Annotated in this window: 20 protein-coding genes; 6 read left to right on the top strand and 14 right to left on the bottom strand. The window is 70.1% G+C overall.

Features of this window, described 5'->3' with window-relative positions; genetic code table 11:
* Positions 1-24 precede the first annotated feature (24 nt).
* A complete protein-coding gene (locus ACP15J_RS09360; RefSeq protein ID WP_424936721.1) occupies positions 25-462 on the bottom strand; it encodes a LysM peptidoglycan-binding domain-containing protein in 438 nt (145 codons plus the stop codon).
* 255 nt (positions 463-717) lie between these two features.
* Here ACP15J_RS09360 and lexA point away from each other — a divergent pair, with 255 nt between their 5' ends.
* Positions 718-1,404 carry a transcriptional repressor LexA gene (gene lexA / locus ACP15J_RS09355; RefSeq protein WP_424936720.1) on the top strand — a complete coding sequence of 229 codons (687 nt, stop codon included), beginning with the start codon at positions 718-720 and terminating at the stop codon, positions 1,402-1,404.
* 109 nt (positions 1,405-1,513) lie between these two features.
* Here lexA and metE read toward each other — a convergent pair whose 3' ends face one another.
* Together metE and ACP15J_RS09345 are read right to left on the bottom strand one after the other, a co-directional pair.
* Positions 1,514-3,832, bottom strand: coding sequence for a 5-methyltetrahydropteroyltriglutamate--homocysteine S-methyltransferase (gene metE / locus ACP15J_RS09350; protein WP_424936719.1), 2,319 nt, complete (start codon positions 3,830-3,832; stop codon positions 1,514-1,516).
* A gap of 39 nt (positions 3,833-3,871) precedes the next feature.
* Positions 3,872-4,843, bottom strand: coding sequence for a methylenetetrahydrofolate reductase (locus tag ACP15J_RS09345; RefSeq protein ID WP_424936718.1), 972 nt, complete (start codon positions 4,841-4,843; stop codon positions 3,872-3,874).
* A gap of 154 nt (positions 4,844-4,997) precedes the next feature.
* On the opposite strand from ACP15J_RS09345, the gene ACP15J_RS09340 reads away from it, so the two are divergent.
* A complete protein-coding gene (locus ACP15J_RS09340) occupies positions 4,998-6,893 on the top strand; it encodes a S9 family peptidase (RefSeq protein ID WP_424936717.1) in 1,896 nt (631 codons plus the stop codon).
* 30 nt (positions 6,894-6,923) lie between these two features.
* Here ACP15J_RS09340 and smpB read toward each other — a convergent pair whose 3' ends face one another.
* The 4 genes from smpB to prfB form a co-directional block, all read right to left on the bottom strand.
* Complete coding sequence (smpB, locus tag ACP15J_RS09335; RefSeq protein WP_424936716.1) at positions 6,924-7,400, bottom strand: SsrA-binding protein SmpB; 477 nt, start codon at positions 7,398-7,400, stop codon at positions 6,924-6,926.
* A gap of 108 nt (positions 7,401-7,508) precedes the next feature.
* Positions 7,509-8,423 (bottom strand): permease-like cell division protein FtsX, encoded by a 915-nt coding sequence (ftsX, locus tag ACP15J_RS09330; RefSeq protein WP_424936715.1) that lies wholly within the window; start codon positions 8,421-8,423, stop codon positions 7,509-7,511.
* A complete protein-coding gene (gene ftsE / locus ACP15J_RS09325) occupies positions 8,420-9,418 on the bottom strand; it encodes a cell division ATP-binding protein FtsE (protein WP_424980906.1) in 999 nt (332 codons plus the stop codon). Before ftsE ends, ftsX begins: the two co-directional genes overlap by 4 nt.
* A gap of 80 nt (positions 9,419-9,498) precedes the next feature.
* Complete coding sequence (gene prfB, locus ACP15J_RS09320; protein WP_424936714.1) at positions 9,499-10,608, bottom strand: peptide chain release factor 2; 1,110 nt, start codon at positions 10,606-10,608, stop codon at positions 9,499-9,501.
* A gap of 86 nt (positions 10,609-10,694) precedes the next feature.
* Here prfB and ACP15J_RS09315 point away from each other — a divergent pair, with 86 nt between their 5' ends.
* A complete protein-coding gene (locus tag ACP15J_RS09315; protein WP_424936713.1) occupies positions 10,695-11,972 on the top strand; it encodes an MFS transporter in 1,278 nt (425 codons plus the stop codon).
* Between the two features lie 212 nt (positions 11,973-12,184).
* On the top strand, positions 12,185-14,260 hold the full coding sequence (locus ACP15J_RS09310; RefSeq protein ID WP_424936712.1) for a DUF7507 domain-containing protein: 2,076 nt from the start codon (positions 12,185-12,187) through the stop codon (positions 14,258-14,260).
* A 174-nt stretch (positions 14,261-14,434) separates the two neighbouring features.
* Here ACP15J_RS09310 and ACP15J_RS09305 read toward each other — a convergent pair whose 3' ends face one another.
* The 7 genes from ACP15J_RS09305 to ACP15J_RS09275 all read right to left on the bottom strand — a co-directional run bounded on the left by ACP15J_RS09305 (position 14,435) and on the right by ACP15J_RS09275 (position 18,577).
* Positions 14,435-14,938 carry a pilus assembly protein TadG-related protein gene (locus ACP15J_RS09305; RefSeq protein WP_424936711.1) on the bottom strand — a complete coding sequence of 168 codons (504 nt, stop codon included), beginning with the start codon at positions 14,936-14,938 and terminating at the stop codon, positions 14,435-14,437.
* A complete protein-coding gene (locus ACP15J_RS09300) occupies positions 14,935-15,426 on the bottom strand; it encodes a hypothetical protein (protein WP_424936710.1) in 492 nt (163 codons plus the stop codon). The genes ACP15J_RS09305 and ACP15J_RS09300 overlap by 4 nt, the downstream gene beginning before the upstream one ends.
* Positions 15,392-15,838: a TadE/TadG family type IV pilus assembly protein gene (locus ACP15J_RS09295; protein WP_424936709.1), complete on the bottom strand. Its 447-nt coding sequence runs from the start codon at positions 15,836-15,838 to the stop codon at positions 15,392-15,394. Before ACP15J_RS09295 ends, ACP15J_RS09300 begins: the two co-directional genes overlap by 35 nt.
* A gap of 2 nt (positions 15,839-15,840) precedes the next feature.
* A complete protein-coding gene (locus tag ACP15J_RS09290; RefSeq protein WP_424980924.1) occupies positions 15,841-16,038 on the bottom strand; it encodes a hypothetical protein in 198 nt (65 codons plus the stop codon).
* Between the two features lie 69 nt (positions 16,039-16,107).
* A complete protein-coding gene (locus ACP15J_RS09285; RefSeq protein WP_424936707.1) occupies positions 16,108-17,025 on the bottom strand; it encodes a type II secretion system F family protein in 918 nt (305 codons plus the stop codon).
* A complete protein-coding gene (locus ACP15J_RS09280) occupies positions 17,022-17,876 on the bottom strand; it encodes a type II secretion system F family protein (RefSeq protein ID WP_424936706.1) in 855 nt (284 codons plus the stop codon). The genes ACP15J_RS09285 and ACP15J_RS09280 overlap by 4 nt, the downstream gene beginning before the upstream one ends.
* Positions 17,873-18,577 carry a CpaF family protein gene (locus ACP15J_RS09275; protein ID WP_424936705.1) on the bottom strand — a complete coding sequence of 235 codons (705 nt, stop codon included), beginning with the start codon at positions 18,575-18,577 and terminating at the stop codon, positions 17,873-17,875. Before ACP15J_RS09275 ends, ACP15J_RS09280 begins: the two co-directional genes overlap by 4 nt.
* Before the next feature lie 211 nt (positions 18,578-18,788).
* On the opposite strand from ACP15J_RS09275, the gene ACP15J_RS09270 reads away from it, so the two are divergent.
* A complete protein-coding gene (locus tag ACP15J_RS09270; protein WP_424936704.1) occupies positions 18,789-19,838 on the top strand; it encodes a tyrosine-type recombinase/integrase in 1,050 nt (349 codons plus the stop codon).
* A complete protein-coding gene (locus tag ACP15J_RS09265; RefSeq protein ID WP_098408593.1) occupies positions 19,835-20,170 on the top strand; it encodes a helix-turn-helix domain-containing protein in 336 nt (111 codons plus the stop codon). The genes ACP15J_RS09270 and ACP15J_RS09265 overlap by 4 nt, the downstream gene beginning before the upstream one ends.
* The last annotated feature ends 259 nt before the right edge of the window (positions 20,171-20,429 follow it).

Genomic DNA, 20,429 nt, shown 5'->3' with positions numbered 1-20,429 from the left:
TGGCGCAGGTTCTCTACGAAGGGCTCACCTGGCCGACGAATACTGCGCGGGAATCGAGATCTTCTGACCGATCTCCAGCGTGCCGCTCCGGATGAGGTTCAGACGGGCGATCGCGTCGACGACATCGCGGGGGTCGGCGTCGGGTGCGATCTCGGTGGCGATCGACCACAGCGAGTCCCCCGGCATGACGGTCACCGTCTGGAAGCTGGCGCCGCTCGTCTGCGTCCCCGAGGCGAGAGCCGTGCCACCGCCCAGAACCGCGAAGGCGATCGCCCCGGCCACGGGGAGGGCGACAAGCCCTGCGAGCACCCGACGGCCGCGGGCGGTGATCCGGAGTCGCGTCTTCGGAGCCGACGACGCAGAAAGGCCGGCGGCCGCGGTCTCGGCCGGGAGGACCGCCGCTCCAGCCCGCGAACGCGGGACGGAGTCGGAGAACGCGGGGGCGAGAGTGATGCTGCTCATGTCGGCTGCTCCTTGGGACGTCTGATGCGGCTGTACGCTCCCCAAAACCTCAGGGTGCGAAGCTACGTTCCGAAGATAGCTTCGAATTCGAACATCTGTCAAGCGGTGTTCGAGAGATCTTTCGACGAAGACCCGGACACGCTCGAACGGATCTTCCGATTCGGAGCCTTCCTCGGATACGGTTTCGATAACGACAGCCCACCACGGGCCACCGACATTCGAATCCGCACCGGCGGAGCAGACGGAGGAGAAGCCATGAGCGATGGCGCGACGCCCACCCCCGAGGCCTCACGCACCCGGCGTCGGAAGAACCTCAGCCCCAAGCAGATGGCGATCCTCGAGGTCATCCAGACCTCGATCGCCCGCAACGGGTACCCGCCGAGCATGCGCGAGATCGGCGACGCCGTCGGACTCAAGTCCCTCTCCAGCGTGACTCATCAGCTCGGCCAGCTCGAGCTGAGCGGATACCTCCGTCGCGACCCCGGCAAGACCCGCGCGATGGAAGTCCTCATCGACCTTCCCGGCACGGCCGGCGAGAACCCCGCCGACCTCGCGCCATCGGTCGGCGACGCCGCGCTCGTGCCGTTGGTCGGCCGGATCGCCGCAGGAATCCCGATCACCGCCGAGCAGCAGGTGGAGGAGATCTTCCCTCTCCCCCGCCAGCTCGTCGGCAAAGGCGATCTCTTCATGCTCAAGGTCTCAGGCGAGTCGATGATCGACGCGGCGATCTGCGACGGCGACTGGGTCGTGGTGCGCGCCCAGAACACCGCCGACAACGGTGAGATCGTCGCGGCGATGTTGGACGGCGAGGCGACGGTCAAGACCTTCCGACGCCGGGACGGCCACACCTGGCTGCTCCCCCGCAACTCGGCGTTCGAGCCGATCCTCGGCGACGAGGCCGTAGTCCTGGGCAAGGTCGTGGCCGTCCTCCGCGCCGTCTGAGCCTTCCGGTCAGAGTCGCGCTGTTCGGCGCCCGCGAGCTCGAGCGGCGAGGGGGCCTCACCGGCGGCCGACGCCGACGAGGCCCCCTCATCCCAGACACGGACCGGGATCAGACGACCGCGGCCACCTCCGCCCTGACGCGACGAGTGGCCTCCACGATGTTGCGCAGCGAGGCGTTCGTCTCCTCGTACCCACGCGTCTTGAGCCCGCAGTCCGGGTTCACCCAGAGCTGTCGAGTGGGGATCTCGGCGACCGCGCGCCGCAGCAGCGACTCGACCTCGTCCACGCTCGGCACGCGCGGCGAATGGATGTCGTACACGCCAGGACCGATTCCGTGGTCGAAGCCGGCGGCAGCGATGTCGGTCACCACCTCCATCCTGCTCCGGGCGGCCTCGATGGAGGTGACGTCGGCGTCGAGCGCACGGATGGCGTCGATGACCACGCCGAACTCCGAGTAGCAGAGGTGGGTATGCACCTGGGTCGCCGGCGCCGCGCCGGCGGTGGCGAGCCGGAAAGCGTCCACCGACCACCGGAGGTAGGAGGGCTGGTCCGCCTTCTTGAGCGGAAGCAGCTCGCGCAGGGCCGGCTCGTCGACCTGCACGATGCCGATGCCGGCCGCCTCCAGATCGGAGATCTCGTCACGGAGCGCAAGGGCCACCTGGTTCGCGGTCTCCGCGAGCGGCTGGTCGTCACGCACGAAGGACCAGGCGAGGATCGTCACCGGGCCGGTGAGCATCCCCTTCATCGGCTTCGTCGTGAGCGACTGCGCATAGGCGGACCAGGCCACCGTCATGGGCGCGGGCCGTGCCACGTCGCCCCAGAGGATCGACGGGCGCGTCGCCCTGGAGCCGTACGACTGCACCCAGCCGTGCTCGGTCACTTCGAAGCCATCGAGGCTCTCCGCGAAGTACTGCACCATGTCGTTGCGCTCGGGCTCGCCGTGCACCAGGACGTCGAGCCCGAGGTCCTCCTGGAGCGAGACCACGCGGGCGACCTCGTCCCGGAGGAAGCCCTCGTAGTCCTCGACGGGGATCTCGCCTCGGGTGAACCGGGCACGGGCGCGGCGGATGTCCCCGGTCTGCGGGAAGGAGCCGATGGTGGTGAGCGGAAGCGCCGGCAATCCCAGCGACTCCTGCGCCGAGACCCGTACGGCATAGTCGTCCCGGGCGAAGTCTCCGCCGCCGAGCGCGGCGGCGCGCTCCCTGACCGCTCCGTCACGCACGCCGGGGGCGCCGAGGCGATCGACGAGCGCTGCGGAGGCGGCGTCGAGCTCGGCCGTGATCGCCACGCGCCCCTCGCGGAGCCCCCGGGCCAGGGTCACGACCTGCTCCGCCTTCTGATCGGCGAAGGCGAGCCAGGAGACGAGGCGTGCTCCGAGCCTGGTCTCATCCTCGACGTCGTGCGGAACGTGCAGCAGCGAGGTCGAGGTCGCCGCCGCGACCGGAGCGCCGAGCGCTCGCAGCCGCTCGAGCGCGTCGAAGGCCGCGGCGAGGTCGCCGCGCCAGACGTTGTGCCCGTCGATCACGCCGCCGACGAGGGTCTTGCTCGCGAGACCGGCGACGACGTCCTCCGGCACTGTGCCGCGAACGAGGTCGAGACCGATCGCCTCGATCGGCGCCGCGGCGAGGACCGCGAGGTTCTCGCCGAGGGACGCGTACGGGGCTGCGACGAAGATCGACGGTCGGTCGGCGACCGCACCGAGCGCCGCATAGGCGCGTGCTGCCGCGGCGCCCAGCTCGGCGGACGGGACCGGCAGCGACTCGCTCACGAGCGCCGGCTCGTCCAGCTGCACCCACTCCGCGCCCACGGCCTTCAGCCGGCCGAGCAGCTCCGCGTAGACGGGGACCAGGTCCTCCAGCCGCGACAGCGGGGAGAAGCCACCCGGCGCCCCGTCGGCCGCTTTGGACAGCGCGAGGAAGGTGACAGGGCCTACGATGACGGGACGGGTGCGATAGCCCGCCGAGACGGCCTCCGCGGTCTCCCGCACCAGACGATCGCTCGAGAGCGAGAACGCCGTCGTCGGGGAGATCTCGGGGACGAGGTAGTGATAGTTCGTGTCGAACCACTTGGTCATCTCGAGCGGCGCCCGGTCGCCCTCGCCGCGTGCGATCGTGAAGTACGCCGGGAGGCCGATCGCGCCGTCGTCGCCACGGAGCTCCTCGAACCGCTCCGGGATCGCCCCCACCGTCACCGCCGCGTCCAGGACCTGGTCATAGAACGAGAACGACTCGGGGATCGAGGAGTCGGCGCGGCCGAGCCCCCGCGACGCCAGGCGCTCCCGGTTCGCCGCCCGCAGCGCCGCGGCGGTCGCCTCCAGCTCCTCCTCGCCGATCTGGCCAGCCCAGAAGGCCTCGACGGCCTTCTTCAGCTCGCGGCGACGCCCGATACGGGGGTAGCCGAGGATCGTGCCATCGGGGAATGCGGTCATGTCGCTCCTCATTTCTCTGGGTGTCCGGCTCTCCGCGCCTCAACGTGCCGCGGACGAGTGCAGGAGCCCCGCGTCCTCGAGGACGCGGAGGACGGTGGTGTGCTGGTTGAACGCGTAGAGGTGGACCCCGGGGGCGCCCCCCGCGACGACCTCGCGGGCGAGCGCCGCGGCGGAGGCGATCCCGATCTCCGCCCTCCCCTCGGTCGTCGGCTCCACCTCCAGCGCGATCGCGAGCTCGCTCGGCAACTCCTCGCCGGAGAGCTCGAGGACCCGTCGCAGCCGGGCCGGTGACGTGATCGGCATGATCCCGGGGAGGATCGGGATCGTGACGCCCGCGAGACGCGCCCGCTCGACGAACGCGAGATAGTCGTCGGCGTGGAAGAACAGCTGTGTGATGGCCAGGGTCGCGCCCGCCGCCTGCTTCGCCACCAACGCCTCGACGTCCTGCGTGCGATGCGAGGATCGGGGGTGCCCGTTCGGGAACGCCGCGACCGCGATGTTCACCTTGCGCCTCGGCGACACCCGGACGGCGCCAGGGAGACCCGGCACGGGCTGCTCCTCGTAGGGCGCGCGCTCCGCCTGGGCCCGGTCGATGAGCTGGACGAGCTGAGCGGCGCTCTCCAGATCGCCGAGGAAAGGCGCCGTCTCACCGGCCGGCGGGTCGCCCCGCAGCGCGAGGAAGCTGAGGATGCCCGCGTCGAGGAACTCCCGGATGAGGCGCGTGGCCCCCGCGTAGGTGTTCCCCACACAGGTGAGATGCGCGAGCGGCTCGACGTCGGTGTGCTCCCGGATGTAGCGGAGGACCTCCAGCGACCGACCACCGGTGGAGCCCCCCGCGCCGTATGTGACGGAGAGAAACCGGGGACCGGCCGCCGCGAGGCGCCGAACCGTCTCATGCAACGCCTCGGAGGGCGACGCGGAACGCGGCGGATAGAGCTCGAACGAGAACGGGACGGCCGGCGCCGGACAGGCGCCCTCCGAGGGCGTGTCGGACGTCGAGGCGAAGGACATCGGCACTCCCTGCTCTGACTCGGTCCGAGCTGGCTCGGCGGCCACGGCTCCGGCATCCGGGCTCGGATGCCTGACCATCACGCTATGGACGCGCGCCTCTCGCCGCACACTTGTGTGACGCCGTGTGTCAGCGCCCGCTGGTTAGGCTCGAGACATGTCTGCCCCCTACGGCTCCTGGCCCTCGCCCTTGTCCGCCGCGAACCTCGCCTCCGGGGGCGTCCGCCTCGACGGAGCCCGTTTCGTGGCCGGAGAGGCGTGGTGGGGCGAGTCGGTCCCCGCCGAACGAGGACGGACCAGCGTCCGCCGCCGTGGCGCTGCAGGGGAGATCGTCGACGTGCTCCCCGCGCCGTGGAGCGCACGCTCCCGTGTCCATGAGTATGGCGGCGGCGCGTGGACGGTCGACAGGGACGGCGCCCTCCTCTTCGTCGACGGCGGCGACCAGCGCGTCCGCCGGCTCGCTCCGGGGGCGACCGATCCGGATCCGCTGACCTCCGAAGGCGCGCGCTATGGCGGGCTCTCACTCCAGCACGGCCGCCTCTTCGCCATCCGAGAGGACCTCCGCCCTCAGCCGCACGAACGGGCGGTCGTCGAGATCCCGCTGGACGGCTCCGCCGCCGACGACGATGCGGCTCTGGGATGGATCGTCCGTGGTGACTCCTTCTGGGCCCACCCGGCGCTCTCCCCGGACGGGACGAGGGTCGCCGTCGTGGAGTGGGGCGGGACCCGGATGCCCTGGGAGGCCGCTCGACTGCGGGTGTTCGGGAGTGACGACCAGGTGATCGACGTGTCCGCACGCGCCGCCCTGCAACCGGAGTGGATCGACGATCGCACCCTGCTCTTCGCCGACGACCCCGGCGGACGCTGGAACCTGCGACGAGCCGAGCTCGAAGGTCTCCGCCCCATCGGAGAGAGCACGACGATCGCCCCGGCCGACGCCGACACCGGCGGCGGTCTCTGGGTGCTCGGACAGCGCTGGTACCGTCCGCTCCCGGACGGTCGCATCCTCGCCGTCCGGACGAACGGGTCCGACGAGCTCGTCGTGATCGCGCGCGACGGCACCGCCCGTGCTCTCGAGATCCCGATCGACGCGAGCCTCGGCATCGAGGATGTGTGGGAGAGCGGGGACGAGATCCACGCCCTCGTCTCGGGCCAGGGAGGCGCCGTCACGCCAGGACTCTGGCTGATCGGTCTCGACAGCGCGCGTGCCGAGCCCGTGCGCGGGGGCGATCATGTCGACACGGCATGGGTGCCCCCTGCCCGGCCCGTGACCTTCGAGGGCCGGCACGGGCCCGTGCACGCCTTCGACCATCCGCCGGCCAACCCCACCACGATCGCCCCGGCGGATGAGCTTCCGCCCTACGTCGTCTCCGTGCACGGCGGACCGACCGACCACGTCGCCGGCGCGGTCGCCCTGTGGATCGCGTACCTGACCAGTCGCGGCATCGGCGTCCTGGAGGTCAACTACGGCGGATCGACCGGGTACGGACGCGACTACCGCGAGCGCCTCGCCGGCCAGTGGGGCGTCGTGGACGTCGACGACGTGCTCACGGCCGCGCGCGGGCTCGCGGAGTCCGGAGTCGCGGACCCCGGGCGGATCGCGATCCGCGGAGGCTCCGCGGGAGGGTGGACCGTGCTCGGCGCGCTTGTGCGCGGTGGCGTCTTCGCCGCCGGCATCGACCGGTACGGCGTCGCGGACGCACGCCTGCTCGCCGCCGACACGCACGACTTCGAACGCCATTACCTCGACGGTCTCATCGGCCCGCTGCCACAGGCCGAGGCGACGTACCTCGAGCGCTCTCCCCTCACGCACGCGGACCGGATCGACGTTCCCGTCCTCATCCTCCAGGGCGAGGACGACGCGGTCGTGCCGCCGGCGCAGTCCGAGGCGATCCGAGACGGCCTGGCCGCACGGGGCGTCCCGCACGAGTACGTGCTCTATCCCGGCGAGGGGCACGGCTTCCGTCAGGCCGAGACCATCATGCATGCCGCCGAGACCGAGCTCCGCTTCCTCGGGCGGGTCTTCGGCTTCTCGCCCGACCTGGGCGGCTGAGCCGACGCGTCCGCGCCGGACGACGCGCGGCTACTCGCCGAGGCGGTTGCGCAGGCGCATGGCCCGCTCGGCCTCGCGCGAGTCCTGCCGCTCGCGGAGAGCCTGCCGCTTGTCATATTCCCGCTTGCCCTTGGCGAGAGCGATCTCGACCTTCGCACGGCCGTCCGAGAAGTAGAGACGCAACGGCACGAGGGTGTAGCCACCAGCGGAGACCGCATGCTGAAGCTTGGCGATCTCCTCCTTGTGCAGGAGAAGCTTGCGCACGCGCTTGGCCGAGTGGTTGGTCCAGTGTCCCTGCGAGTACTCGGGGATGTGCACGGCGTCGAGGAACGCCTCGCCACCCTTGACGTAAGCGTATCCGTCGGTGAGGTTCGCCCGTCCCTGGCGCAACGACTTCACTTCGGTCCCGGTGAGCACCAGCCCCGCCTCGTACGACTTCTCGAGCGTGTAGTCGTGACGTGCGCGACGATTGGTCGCGACGACCTTCTCCCCGCGTTCCCTGGGCATGGCTCTCTCCTGTGCGTCTGTGATCCGGCGTGGTCGCCCGCGCGCGGATCGCGACGAGGGCAGCCCATCAGTGTAGCAACACGCCGGGTCGCTCCCGCTTCGCGACGATCAGGCCCGCAGCCAGCGGCGGATCGCGAACCCTGCCGACAGGGCTGCGAGCACGACGCCGATCCCGATGAGGACGGGCACGACCAGGAGCGCGTCCTGAACGGTGATCCACGACGTGATGAACGAGACGCGGCGAGAAAGATACTCCTGCACCCCGAACTGCACTCCCAGCACCACCGCGGCGCTGGCGAGCACAGAGCCGATCACGGCGGCGAACACGCCCTCCAGGACGAACGGGGTCTGGATGAACCTGTTCGAGGCGCCGACGAGGCGCATGATCCCGATCTCCCGACGTCTGGCGTAAGCGGACAGACGGATGGTCGTGCCGATCAGCAGGACCGCGGCGATGAGCATGAGCACCGCGATGCCCACCGCGATGTAGGTGGCGACCGTCAGCGCGGTGAAGAGCGGATCGAGGTACTCGAGCTGGTCTTTGACCTCCTCGACACCCTTCACACCCTGGAACGCCTCTTTGATCACGTCCGCCCTGGTCTGGTCCTCGAGGTTGATCCAGAACACGGCGTTGGCCTGATCGGCGGAGATGAGGTTGGCGTAGTCGCCACCGAAGAGCTCGATCGTCTTCTCGTACGCCTCGTCCTGCGACTCGAACTTCAGATCGGCGATGAGCGGTTTGAGGGTCGACCCCTCGAGCTCCTGCCGGACGGCGTCGATCTGGTCCTGGCTCGCCACGCCGTCGATGCAGCCCTCGTTCGACGAGACGGAGGAGCACATGTAGACCGCGATCTGCGCTCGGTCCTCCCAGAACGCGCGCATCGTCCCGATCTGCGCCTGCATGAGGATCGCGGCACCGACGAAGGTGAGGGAGACGAAGGTGACGAGGACGACGGAGATGACCATCGATGCGTTGCGGCGGAGGCCGGTGAAGGCCTCGGAGAGGATGAGTCCGATCCTCATGACGTCGGACCCACTTCCTCGTCGTTGCCGGTATCGAGCCCCAGCCGATCGGCGACGCCGAGCTCGGCGACATCCACCGGCGGGAGCGTGATCGGGTTCGCGCGTTCCGGGGCCGGAGTCGCCTGCCCCGTCGTCGCGGTCTGCTCGTCGCCCCCCGTCTGTGCGGCAGGAGGAGCCTGCTCGGCCGGGGCCGGCACCGCGCCCGTGGCGTTCTCCGCCGTCGTCTGACGCTGCACCTCGAGCACGGCCGTGAGCGCGGCTGTCGCGGCGGCGCCCTTGACAGCCTCGGGCTCGAGGACAGGGACGTTCGAGCGGTCGCCATAACCGCCGCCCGCCTCGTCGCGCACCATCTCGCCATCGCGGAGCTCGATCACGCGGCGCTGCATCTGGTCCACGAACGCGGCCTCGTGCGTGGCCATGAGGACCGTGGTCCCGCCGGCGTTGATCCGAGCGAGCAGCTGCATGATGTCGACGGACGTCGCAGGATCGAGGTTGCCCGTCGGCTCGTCTGCGAGCACGATCTGCGGCCGGTTGACGATCGCCCTGGCGATCGCGACGCGCTGCTGCTCACCGCCGGAGAGCTCGTGCGGGAGACGCTTCTCCTTGCCGGCGAGGCCGACGAGGGCCAGCGCCTCCGGGACGGCCTGCTGGATGAACCCGCGGGAGGACCCGGTCACCTGCAGCGTGAAGGCGACGTTCTGGAACACGGTCTTGGACGGGAGCAGACGAAAGTCCTGGAACACCGAGCCGATGTTGCGCCGGAAGTAGGGGACCTTGCGGTTGGCGATCGTGCGCAGGTCGCGGCCGAGCACGGCGATGCGGCCCGATGTGGGCGTCTCCTCGCGCAGGATGAGCTGCAGGCAGGAGGACTTCCCCGATCCCGAGGCTCCGACGAGGAAGACGAACTCGCCTCGCTGCACTTCGAAGTCGACGCCGCTGAGCGCAGGACGCTTGGTCCCGCGATAGCGCTTGGTGACACTCTCGAATCGGATCATGGCCTAATGAGCCTAAGCGGGGGCCGTCCTCGTCCCCGGTGCGACACCCCGCATGCGGGAACCCCTGCGTGCCGGCGAGGTCAGTCCTCGTCCTTGCGCTTGCGCCAGCGGATCCCCGCCGAGATGAAGCCGTCGAGGTCACCGTCGAACACCGTCGCGGGGTTTCCCGACTCGTACCCGGTCCGCAGGTCCTTGACCAGCTGCTGACCATAGAGGAAGTAGGAGCGCATCTGGTCGCCCCAGCTCGCGGTGATGTTCCCCGCGAGCTCCTTCTTCTTCGCAGCCTCCTCCTCCTTCTGCAGCAGGAGGAGCCGGGTCTGGAGCACGCGCATGGCCGCCGCGCGGTTCTGGATCTGAGACTTCTCGTTCTGCATCGACACGACGATGCCGGTCGGGAGGTGGGTGATGCGCACGGCCGAGTCGGTCGTGTTCACGGACTGGCCGCCGGGACCCGAGGAACGGAAGACGTCGACACGGATGTCGCCCTCGGGGATGTCGACCTCGGTCGCCTCCTCCATGAGCGGGATCACCTCAACCGCCGCGAAGGAGGTCTGACGCTTGTCGGCCGATCCGAAGGGGCTGATCCGCGCCAGGCGATGGGTCCCCGCCTCGACCGAGAGGGTGCCGAACGCGTAGGGCGCGTCGACCTCGAAGGTCGCCGACTTGATCCCCGCACCCTCGGCGTAGGACGTGTCCATGACCTTGACCGGGTACTTGTGCTGCTCGGCCCACCGCAGGTACATGCGCAGCAGCATCTCGGCGAAGTCGGTGGCGTCGTCGCCGCCAGCGCCGGAGCGGATCGTGATGATCGCCGCGCGCCCGTCGTACTCGCCGTCCAGGAGCGTCTGCACCTCGAGCTGGTTGATCACCTCGGTGAGGGCGGCGAGCTCGGACCTGGCCTCGGCCGCCGAGTCCTCGTCCTCCATCTCGTTGGCGAGGTCGACGAGCACCTCGAGGTCGTCGAGGCGCTGCTCGATCTCGGTGACGCGTTTGAGCTCGGCCTGCCTGTGGCTGAGGGCGCTGGTCACCTTCTGCGCCGTCTCCGGGTCGTCCCAGAGGCCGGGAGCGCCTGCCTCCTCGCTGAGCCGGGCGATGTCGGCGCGGAGGCCGTCGACGTCCACGACCTCCCGGATGTCGCCGAAGGTCTGTCGGAGGGCCGCGATGTCGGCGGAGAGATCGAGTTCGAGCATGGCAGTCCCAGACTATCCCCTCCGATCCGTCCGTCCGACGTCCCGGGCCGCGGGCTCGCCAGGACGGGCCGGAGTAGCGTGAAGGCATGACCGACCGCGCCGCCTCCGTCCTCTGGCGGTTCGGCCCGATGGTGTACCTCCCGACACTGCTGTTCTCCGTCGGCGAAGGCGCGGTACTCCCCCTCATCCCCGTGATCGCCTCCGGACGCGGCGCCGACATCGCCGCCGCGGCGCTGATCGCCTCGGCGATCGTCGTCGGCCAGCTCTGCGGCAACCTTCCCGCCGGCTGGCTCGTGTCGCGGATCGGCGAGCGCTACACGATGGTGATCGCGGGCGGGGTCTCCCTGCTCGGCGCCGTCGCGAGCGCGCTCGCCCCCAGCCTGGCGCTGTTCACGGCCGCGGTGTTCGTGATCGGGATGTCGGCCGCGGCCTTCGGCCTGGCCCGGCATGCCTTCATGACCACGCGCGTGCCTCTGGCCTTCCGGGCGCGGGCGCTGTCGTTCCTCGGCGGCTCCTTCCGCCTCGGCATGTTCGTCGGGCCTTTCCTCGCCGCCGCGCTGCTCGGCGTCTTCGGCACACCGCTGGCGACCCTGTGGTTCTTCGCGATCTGTCTGCTCGGACTCATCCTGCTCGTGCTGCTGGGCCCCGACCCCGAGGCCGATGCGGCACGGACGTCGGGCCGGGGGTCCTCCGGAGCGGTGTCCGCATCGGTCGAGGACTCGGGCGAGCCGGTGACGGGCTCGATCCCGGCGCACGAGCGCGCGGGGGTGCTCCGCACGATGTGGCACCACCGCGGAGTGCTTTCACGGCTCGGGCTCGCCGCGGCGAGCCTCTCCGCCGTCCGGTCAGCCCGTCAGGTCATCCTCCCCCTGTGGGGCGTGTCGATCGGCCTCGACGCGTCGAGCATCGCCCTCGTCGTCGGCGTCTCCGGGGCGATCGACTTCGCTCTCTTCTATGCGAGCGGTCAGGTGATGGACCGCTTCGGTCGTCTGTGGGCCGCCCTCCCTGCGATGCTGCTTATGGGCTCCGGGTTCCTCATCCTCTCGTTCACGCACGAGGGCCAGACGGCGGTGCTGTGGTTCGGCATGATCGCGGCGGTGCTGGGGGTCGGCAACGGCCTGTCCAGCGGCATCCTCCTCACCCTCGGCGCCGACGTCGCCCCGCAGGACGAGCCGGCGGCGTTCCTCGGCTCCTGGCGAACCCTCACGGACGCCGGCGGCGCTGCGGCGCCCCTGCTCTTCTCCGGCGTCGCCGCGCTCTCCTCCCTCGCGGTCGCGACCGGCACCCTCGGCGTCCTCGGTCTCGTCGGCGCGCTCGGGTTCCTCCGCTGGATCCCCCGTTTCGTGCCCCGCAGGGCGGACTGACCGCGTCGGGGCGAGAAAGTCCCCCCGTCAGAGAACGAATCTCACCAACTCGTCCGTACGCCCTGAACGACGCCGCAGAACACGGCATCAATGGGAGAGGTCGCCCGCGCGCTCGCAGCAGCCTCCTGCCTCGATGCGCGCCGGGGTGCCGACCAGGGCGGGGCCGTGATGCCCCTGCTCAGACCAGACCGACGGATCGAAGGAACGCCGCTGTGAAACTCGATGACCATCGCCCGCGACGAGTCGGCTCCCCGGTGGGATACGGAGCGCTCGCGCTCCTCGGCGCCCTGTGCCTGACAGCGTCGGCGGTGACGGCGACCACGCTGGTCGCCGCGCCGGCGAACGCCGCGCCAGGGACACCGGGCTCCCCGCAGCCCGGCACGGCGGTGTTCGCCGAGGACTTCGAGAACGGCGTGGGTCAGACTCCCCTGGATCTGACCGCCTACGCCGGCCGATCCGGACAACGGTATACCGCAGACGGCGTCTGGCAGGTCGACTGCAACGGCCAGATCCGGAGCTTCGACATGCCGACGGCCGCCGTCGGCAACTGCGCCAACCAGACGGCCGTCTCCTACCTGAACCAGCTCGCCTACGCACTGGGAGTCCAGAGCGGTGCGGCGACACCCTCCGCCAATCACGCGGTCACCGCCTACACCGACACCCGAGATCCCGGAGCCAACACGACCGAGCTCCAGACCGCGAGCAACATCCCGCTCGCCTCGGGGTCTGGGCGCTTCCTGACCTTCAGCATCGACGCGGCGGCGGTGAACTGCCAGAACTCCGGTCCTCGCTATCTGTTCTCCTTCTTGGACGAGAACGGCAGCGCGACGAGGATCGGCAACGTCGTCGACGCCTGCACGTCGACCAAGATCGTCACTGCCCCCGCCGTCGGAGTGCTCGCTCCGACGGCGGTCAGGGTCGGGACGTACACCCTGAACGAGGCCGTCCTGTTCCGCGGGGCGAGCCTGGGGCTCCGTATCCAGAACGCGAATGGCGCCTACATGGGCAACGACGCGGCGTTCGACAACGTGCGGGTGCTGGACGTCTCCCCTCAGGTGGACAAGTCGTTCTCGCCGACCTCGGTGGCGCCGGGCCAGGCAAGCACCCTGACCTTCACCGTGGCGAACACCGCAGAGCTCGCCGCCAAGCGCGGATGGTCCTTCACGGATCGGCTTCCCGCAGGACTGACGGTCGCGAGCCCCGCCGGTACCTCCACGACCTGCGGCGGCGCCGTGACGGCAGCCACCGGCTCGGACACGATCACGGTCCAGGGGGACCTCGGCGACGGCGCGCCGTCGTGCACGGTCTCGGTCGCCGTGACCGCGACCTCCGCGGGCACCTACACCAACGGGCCGGGGAACATGACGCTGACGGGTCTGAACCCGCCCGCGGACGCCACCCTCACCGTCACCGCTCCCGGGATCGGGCTCGTGAAGCACGCCGGCACGCCGGTCGACGTGGATGGCGACGGCCTCGCCGACGCCGGAGACACCGTCTCCTACACCTTCACGGTGACGAACACCGGCAACACGCCGCTGACCGGCATCGTCGTCGACGACCCGAAGGCGGGCACCGTGACCTGCCCCGCGACCGTGCTGAACCCCGGCGAGCGTCAGACGTGCGCGACGGCCGCTCCCTACACGATCACTGCCGCCGACGAGAGAGCCGGCCGGGTGGAGAACACCGCCACCGCCAGCGGTTCCGGGCCGGGCGGGGCGGTCGTCGTCTCCCCGCCGTCCACGACGAGAACCCCGGTCGACTCTCCTCGTCCGTCGCTCGGGCTCGTCAAGACCGCCGATCGGGACGCCGTCGACGAGATCGGGCAGAAGGTGGTCTATTCCTTCATGGTCACCAACACCGGCAACATGCCGCTGACGAGCCTCGCCATCGCCGAGGACGCGTTCAACGGGAACGGCGCCGACCCGGTCCCGACGTGCCCCGCCACGGCACTCGCCCCGGGCGAGACGATCACCTGCACCGCGACCTACACCACGGTCCCCGCCGACGCCGCCGTGGGGATGCTGACCAACACGGCGACGGCCGCAGCCGTCTCCGCCCACGGGACGATCGCTTCGGAGCCATCCGTCGCGGAGACCGCGCTGCGCATCCCTCCGGCGCCTTCGCCGACGCCCACGCCGACTGCGACTCCGACGTCGAAGCCGGTGGCCATTCCCGCCCTCGCGGTGACGGGGGCGGACGCGGTCCCGCTCATAGCGGCGGCGGGCCTCGCTGTGGTCTTCCTCACGCTCGGCACCCTCACCCTCCTTCGACACCGTCGCAACAGGTGATAGAGGACCGCGTCGGGGTGGGCAGGGCCGAGGACGCAGGCTCACCCATCCCGGCGCACAGCGCCCCTCGCCACCCGTCCGGAGCATCTCCCCACCGGCACCACGTCGGCGGGACAGCGTGACGCGGCGCCTCAGGAGACCGCGGCGATCTCTCGTCGGGCGCCTCACTCGCGATCAGCGCAGAGCCGTGCGACTGGTCGCGGTCGCCTCGATCGTGACCGTATCGCGGACGAACGCGCTCAGCAGCGGCGGAGTCCAGGTCGTGCGCACCGTCACTCGGGACGAGACACCATCGGGCGCCGTTGCGGCCACAAGGAGCACACGCTGGTCCAGCGCGCCGACGATGGGCTCCGCAAGCTCCAGGACCGCCTCGTCCGTCAACGTCGTCCGAACGCCGGCGCCCTCTGCGCCGTCGAGCGTCAGCAGATAGCCGTCCGCTCCGGCAAGCGCCGCGGCATCCGCCACCGCGTCCAGCCGTTTCTGCGCGAGATAGAGATCGGTCGCGCAGACGCAGACGTAAACGACCGACAACGCGAGCAGCATGTACCCGAGGATCAGCGGCAGGGTCGAGCCGCTCTCCTCGCCCCGCTCCCCCGCGGCGGCTGGTGGCGGGAAGACGACTGATCGGCGAGGTGTCCCTCGTCGTTTCTGCCGTCGACGCGATCCGATGATCGTCATCCCGCGCCGCCCGTCCTCGGGACCCGGTACGCCGCGGAGGCCGAGACGGGGATCGCACCGAGCCGCTCGAGGCCGAGAACCGCGGGCACAGCAGGGAGCGCCACCCGCGCCGACACCGTCACGACAACGAGCGCACCCGGCGCAGGGCACACGAGGGACGCGGGGATGCATCGCACCTCGGTCTCGACCGACGCCTCGTCCAGCCCGTACTCCGCGACAGCGGCGGCGATCGTCAGCGCGGCCCGTCGCTCCGCCTCATCGGGGGCGACCGCGATGCTCACCACGCGCGCTGTGCTCCGCGCGGCCGACTGGACGCCCAGCAGGTGGTCCTGCACGGCGCCCAGCGTGAGGACGAGATACGCGAGGGGGACGAGAAGGATCACGCCAGCCAGCACGAACTCGAGCGACGCCGAGCCTGCCTCGTCGTGCCGCTCCGTCCGCCAGGCGAACCGATCAGCGGTCCGGTTCGAAGGACTCCTTCGGCGCACGCCCGCTCACCTCCAGACTCGCGGGGATCCCGATGAGGCCGACGACCGGCAGGACGGCCCTGACTCTCATCTCCATCGTCGGCACTCCCAGAGAGGACGTCTCGATGACGGACGCGTCCTCGACGAACCCCTCCCCGACCGCCCGCGCGACGGCCTCCTTCGTCCGTGCGACGCCGTCGCCCTCCCGCGCGTCAGCGAGCGCGGCGACCTGAGCGCCCTCGACGGCGGCATCGTGCACGATGTTGCGTATGTAGACGACGAAGCCGAGCTGGAGCACCGCGAGCGTGAGAGCCGTGAGCACCGTCCCGACGAGCAGGAACTCGACCGGAGCGGAACCTCGCTCAGTCTGTGACGAGGCTCGCTCTCGCCGTCCGAGGAGCGCAGCGGGGAGCGGACGGGCGCGGAGGAGCACCCTCAGAGTCCTCCGACCTTGGCGATCGCCTGTTCGAACAGCGCGGTGAGCGCAGGGCCGGCGACCGCCCAGATCAGGACCACGAGTCCCGCGGTCATCAGCGTGATGAGCACCCACCCCGGCACGTCGCCACGCTCCGGATCGTCGCCGATGCACGGCGAGAGATCGGCGACGTCCCGCGTGCCAGGCGAGACGTTCATCGTCGTTCTGTTGACCCTCATGGATTTTTCCTTTCGCGAAGCAGATGTCGTGAGACGTTGACGGCACCGTCATCCGATGCCAAGCCGGAGGACGAAGACCCCCGGGAAGACCGCGAAGATCACGCTCAGCGGCAGGATGAGGAAGACGAGGGGAAGGAGCATGTAGATCTCCTTGCGTCCCGCCCTCTCGATGAGCCCTCTCTTGGTGTTCTCCCGTGCGTCCGCGGCCTGCGCCTGAAGGACGGCGGCGAGCGGCGCCCCCCGTTCGAGTGCGGCGACGATCTGGTCGACGGCACGGGCGAAAGCGGGGATCTGCAGACGACGCGCGCAGTCGCTCAGCGCATCGGCCAGCCCGGATCCCGTGCGGACGGCCAGGATCACGTCGCGGAGCTCTCCGCTCAGTTCCCCTGAACCCACCGCCCCCACCCGCCGTAGCGCGTCGGGGAGCGCCTCCCCCGCCGAGAGAGACAGGGCGAGGAACTCGAGCACCGTCGGCATCTCCTCCCTCAGACGGCTGACCCGGGCGTGCGCACGGGTGGCGAGCCTGGCATCGCTGGCGAGGCCTGCCGCCAGCGAGCAGATCACGGGCAGCAGGAGCGCGGGGATGCTCATCCGGCCGGCGAAGGCGAGCACGATGGTGATCGCCGATCCGGCCGCGAGACCACCGAGCATCCATGCAAGACGACGGGCACGGAAGGAGGTCGGTGGTTGCCGGATCCCCGCCTGCGCGAGCCGGACGACAAGGGCGGCATCGCCACGGTCGGACAGACTCGCCGCACGGAGCAGCAGATCTCCGATGCCACGACGGGCAGAGGACTGTGCAGCGCGCGCCTCGGGGAGATCGGCGACGTCGCGGAGGTACGGGGCGATCCGGACGACGAGCGGCGCGGCGCGCCAGCGTGGCAGAGCCGCGAGGCAGAGCAGCAGCCCACCCGCGAGGGCACCGCCGAGCAATATCGCGATCGCCGCCGAGGTCACCGCGTTCATCGGAACCACCGTCGAGGCTCCGGAAGGCGTCCGATCCGGATCATCATGCGGAACGCGAGGATCGACACGAGCGCGCCGCCCAGGATCACTGCCGCTCCCGCCGGCGTCCCGTATGCCTCGGCGCCCTCGGGACGGAGGAGCAGGAGGCAGAGGATCACCCATGGTGCGATCGCGCCGAGCACGGCCGCCCCTCGGATCCAGGACTGCCGCGCCTCGACCTCCGCGCGGAGCGCCGCTTCGGCACGGACAGAAGCGGAGAGAGCGCGCAGCACCGTGGTCAGCTCTGTGCCCCCGACCTCGCGTGCCATCCGGAGCGACTCCAGGATCCGATCGGCGACAGGGTCTGCGAAGCGCTCCTTCAGCCGAGCCGCCGCCGCATCGAAGCGTCCCGTCGAGTGGAGGTCTCGCGCGAAACCGGCAAAGCCGGCACGCAGCGGGGTGGGCGCCGACTCGGCGAGCGCCGCGACCGCGTCCGGAAGCGAGACTCCGACCCGGATGGAGGCGACGAGCAGGTCGCACACGTCGGGCCAGAGGCCACGCCGGAGGCGCAGGAGGCGGAGCCGCCGCGCACGCAGATATGCGAACGGCGCCACCGCGCCCAAGACCGCCAGCACGATCGCGAACGCCCCCGAGCCGGTCACGAGCCAGGCGAGGGATGCGGCCATGATCCCGGCCCCGACGGCGCCGGCCAGCACCGCATGCGGTGTGATCTCGACCCCGGCCTCCCGCAGGAGTCGAGTGAGCGGCCCGTCGGCGAGCGAGCGTCGCTCCCCGACACGCACAGGCCAGAGCCACGGCGAGACGACGAGGACGAGTCCGGCCGCGAGCACCGCGCCGAGCAGCACCGTCACGACCGACTCCCGTCCCCGGCACGATACAACGCGTGCACTCGGATCCTCCCGTCCTCCGTGAGGCCCTCCGGTCGGACGATCTCGGCCACGCGCCTGCGCCCGTCTGCCGCTCTCTCACAGTGCACGACGAGAGACACGGCGGCGGCGAGCGCCGGAGCGATGAACCCTCGATCGATGTTGCGTCCCGCCAACAGCGGGAGCATCGAGAGCTTCTCCAGCGCGTCGGCGGCGGAGTTGGCATGCACCGTCGCTGCTCCCGGAACGCCGGTGTTCAGCGCGAGGACCAGGTCGAGCGCCTCCGCGTCCCTGACCTCTCCGATCACGAGACGGTCGGGGCGCATCCGCAGCGCCTCCTTGACCAGTCGCCGGAGGGTGATCTCGCCGGCCCCCTCCAGGCTCGCCTGACGTCCCTGCAGCGCAACAAGATCGGCGGCGTCGACGCCGAGCTCGAACGTCTCCTCAGCCGTGATGATCCGCTGCTCGCCGCACTCCGCGAGCAGCGCGGCGAGCAGTGTCGTCTTGCCGGCGTGCGTCGGGCCGGAGACGATGACGCTGCCGCCCTCGCGCATCGTCCGGGAAAGCAGCGTCGCCGCGTCCGCAGGCATCGTGCCATGAGCGACCAGGGTGGCCAGGGACCGGTATCGGGGAAGGAACTTGCGGATGTTGACCGCCCACGAGCCGCGGACGACGAACCCTCGCATGTTGCAGCGAATGCAACTGTTGACACTTGCAAACGAGGACTATTGGTCTCGGTCGGGCTGGTCCGCTCTGACCCTAACAGCGAGATCACGCGCCTCCCAAGATCCGACTTGACTCGGTGATGCACTATCCCATACTTTGTTGCATCTAATGCAAGATTTTGGGAGCTCTCCAGCCGCACTTCGACTGCTCACCTCGGCGTCGAACGTCGCTTTGGCGAACCCGGAGCAGCAGGTCTTCGACGCGATGATGGACGGCTGGCGGAATCAGCAGCTGTCGCGAGGGCTCCGTGAGCAGACCATCCAGAACCGCGTGGCGACGGTGGCCCGCTTCCGGGAGTTCGCGGACAAGCCGCCGTGGAAGTGGACGGTCGCTGACGTTGACGAGTTCACAAGGGAAGCCACCGATCGCAGGCTGGCGCTGTCCACTCTGCGTCACCACCATGGCGCAATCCGCGGGTTCTGCGACTACCTGACGAATCCGTTGTACGACTGGATGGAGATCTGCGAACGGGAGTTCGGCGAGATCCCGTCGCAGGTGTGCTTGCCATGGAACACGGTCGCGCATCGGTTCGAGTTCGAGGGCGACGGAAAGCGCCGGCCGTTCACCTACGACGAGCTGGAGCGCCTGTTCGACACCGCTGACGCCCGGGTTGAGTTGCTCGTGAGCTCGGGACGAAAAGGCGCGCTCGGGGCGCTGCGGGACGCGCAGCTGCTGAAGACGGTCTACGCGTTCGGGCTGCGCCGCACCGAGGTGGTGATGCTCGACACCGTCGACCTGCACCACAACGCCAAGATGCGCCAATGGGGACGCTACGGTGCGATCCACGTGCGGTGGGCGAAGGCGGCTGGCGGCGGCGCTCCTCGTCGTCGCACAGTGCTGCTGGTGCCGGAGTTCGACTGGTGGGTGCCGGGCATGCAGCAGTGGCTCGAACAGGCCCGGGAACGGTTTGCGCCCGGTGACGACCTCGACGCGCTCTGGGTGACCGAGCGACGCACCCGCCTGTCCGCCGGCTATCTCGACCGGAGGTTCGCGGAACTGCGGGACGAGGCCGGCCTGTCGAAGGATCTGACGCTGCACAGCCTCCGGCATTCCTACGTCACGCACCTGCTCGAGTTCGGCTACGCCGAGCGATTCGTGCAGGAGCAGGTCGGGCACATGCACGCGTCGACGACGTCGATCTACGCCTCCGTCAGTTCGGACTACAAGAACCGGGTGCTTGCAGAGGCATTGAAGGCCCTCATCGAAGGAGAAGCGGAATGACCGTTGAACTTGAGACCGGATGGAACCTGCGCAGCGTGATGGCGTCACGCGGCATCTTCCAGACCTCCAAGCTGAGACCTCTGCTTGAGGAGCGCGGCATCGGCCTCTCCCGAGAGCAGGTCTATCGGCTGGTGACGCAACCGCCGCAACGGGTGCGTCTCGACGTCCTCGCCGCACTCTGCGACGCGCTGGAGTGCTCCCTCGACGATCTTGTGACGATCACCCGCCGCGAGGCCGCGGCCCCGATCGCCGTGGGCGAAGAAGCGACTCGCGGGTCGATCGGCGATCTCAGGCCCGTTCGCGCCACCATCCGCCGTCCACGCACCAAGTAGACCGTCGTGGCCAAGCCGCCGCAGGAGCCGCGTGTCGCAGAGGTCGTGATGCTCATCCAGTGGGTCGCGATCGAGATCCCGACGGAACGTCTCGTTGAGATCGTGAGCACGGTCGCTCCGGTGCCGCTCACGCAACGCCTGCTCGAGCTCGCTCTCCTCAAGCAACCCGGAGTTCTCGAAGGACGTCACGCGAATGTGCCTGTGACGGTTCAGGACCTTGCGCACGCGCTCGTCGCCGAGGGCGCGAGTCGGGTTGTCC

Origin of the sequence: Microbacterium sp. S308A+, from assembly GCF_049800815.1 — a bacterium.
GTDB lineage: Bacteria > Actinomycetota > Actinomycetes > Actinomycetales > Microbacteriaceae > Microbacterium.
Note: the sequence above shows the minus strand (reverse complement) of the source record. Positions and strands in the feature narration are given on the sequence as shown.

Excerpts from the sequence above, each read along its gene's own strand:
- ACP15J_RS09315 (WP_424936713.1), top strand. The coding sequence starts at position 10,695 with ATGACCGACCGCGCCGCCTCCGTCCTCTGGCGGTTCGGCCCGATGGTG.
- ACP15J_RS09305 (WP_424936711.1), bottom strand. The coding sequence starts at position 14,938 with ATGACGATCATCGGATCGCGTCGACGGCAGAAACGACGAGGGACACCT.
- ACP15J_RS09345 (WP_424936718.1), bottom strand. The coding sequence starts at position 4,843 with ATGTCCTTCGCCTCGACGTCCGACACGCCCTCGGAGGGCGCCTGTCCG.
- prfB (WP_424936714.1), bottom strand. The coding sequence starts at position 10,608 with ATGCTCGAACTCGATCTCTCCGCCGACATCGCGGCCCTCCGACAGACC.
- lexA (WP_424936720.1), top strand. The coding sequence starts at position 718 with ATGAGCGATGGCGCGACGCCCACCCCCGAGGCCTCACGCACCCGGCGT.
- ftsE (WP_424980906.1), bottom strand. The coding sequence starts at position 9,418 with ATGATCCGATTCGAGAGTGTCACCAAGCGCTATCGCGGGACCAAGCGT.
- ACP15J_RS09275 (WP_424936705.1), bottom strand. The coding sequence starts at position 18,577 with ATGCGAGGGTTCGTCGTCCGCGGCTCGTGGGCGGTCAACATCCGCAAG.
- metE (WP_424936719.1), bottom strand. The coding sequence starts at position 3,832 with ATGACCGCATTCCCCGATGGCACGATCCTCGGCTACCCCCGTATCGGG.
- ACP15J_RS09265 (WP_098408593.1), top strand. The coding sequence starts at position 19,835 with ATGACCGTTGAACTTGAGACCGGATGGAACCTGCGCAGCGTGATGGCG.
- smpB (WP_424936716.1), bottom strand. The coding sequence starts at position 7,400 with ATGCCCAGGGAACGCGGGGAGAAGGTCGTCGCGACCAATCGTCGCGCA.
- ACP15J_RS09360 (WP_424936721.1), bottom strand. The coding sequence starts at position 462 with ATGAGCAGCATCACTCTCGCCCCCGCGTTCTCCGACTCCGTCCCGCGT.
- ftsX (WP_424936715.1), bottom strand. The coding sequence starts at position 8,423 with ATGAGGATCGGACTCATCCTCTCCGAGGCCTTCACCGGCCTCCGCCGC.
- ACP15J_RS09340 (WP_424936717.1), top strand. The coding sequence starts at position 4,998 with ATGTCTGCCCCCTACGGCTCCTGGCCCTCGCCCTTGTCCGCCGCGAAC.
- ACP15J_RS09290 (WP_424980924.1), bottom strand. The coding sequence starts at position 16,038 with ATGAACGTCTCGCCTGGCACGCGGGACGTCGCCGATCTCTCGCCGTGC.
- ACP15J_RS09285 (WP_424936707.1), bottom strand. The coding sequence starts at position 17,025 with ATGAACGCGGTGACCTCGGCGGCGATCGCGATATTGCTCGGCGGTGCC.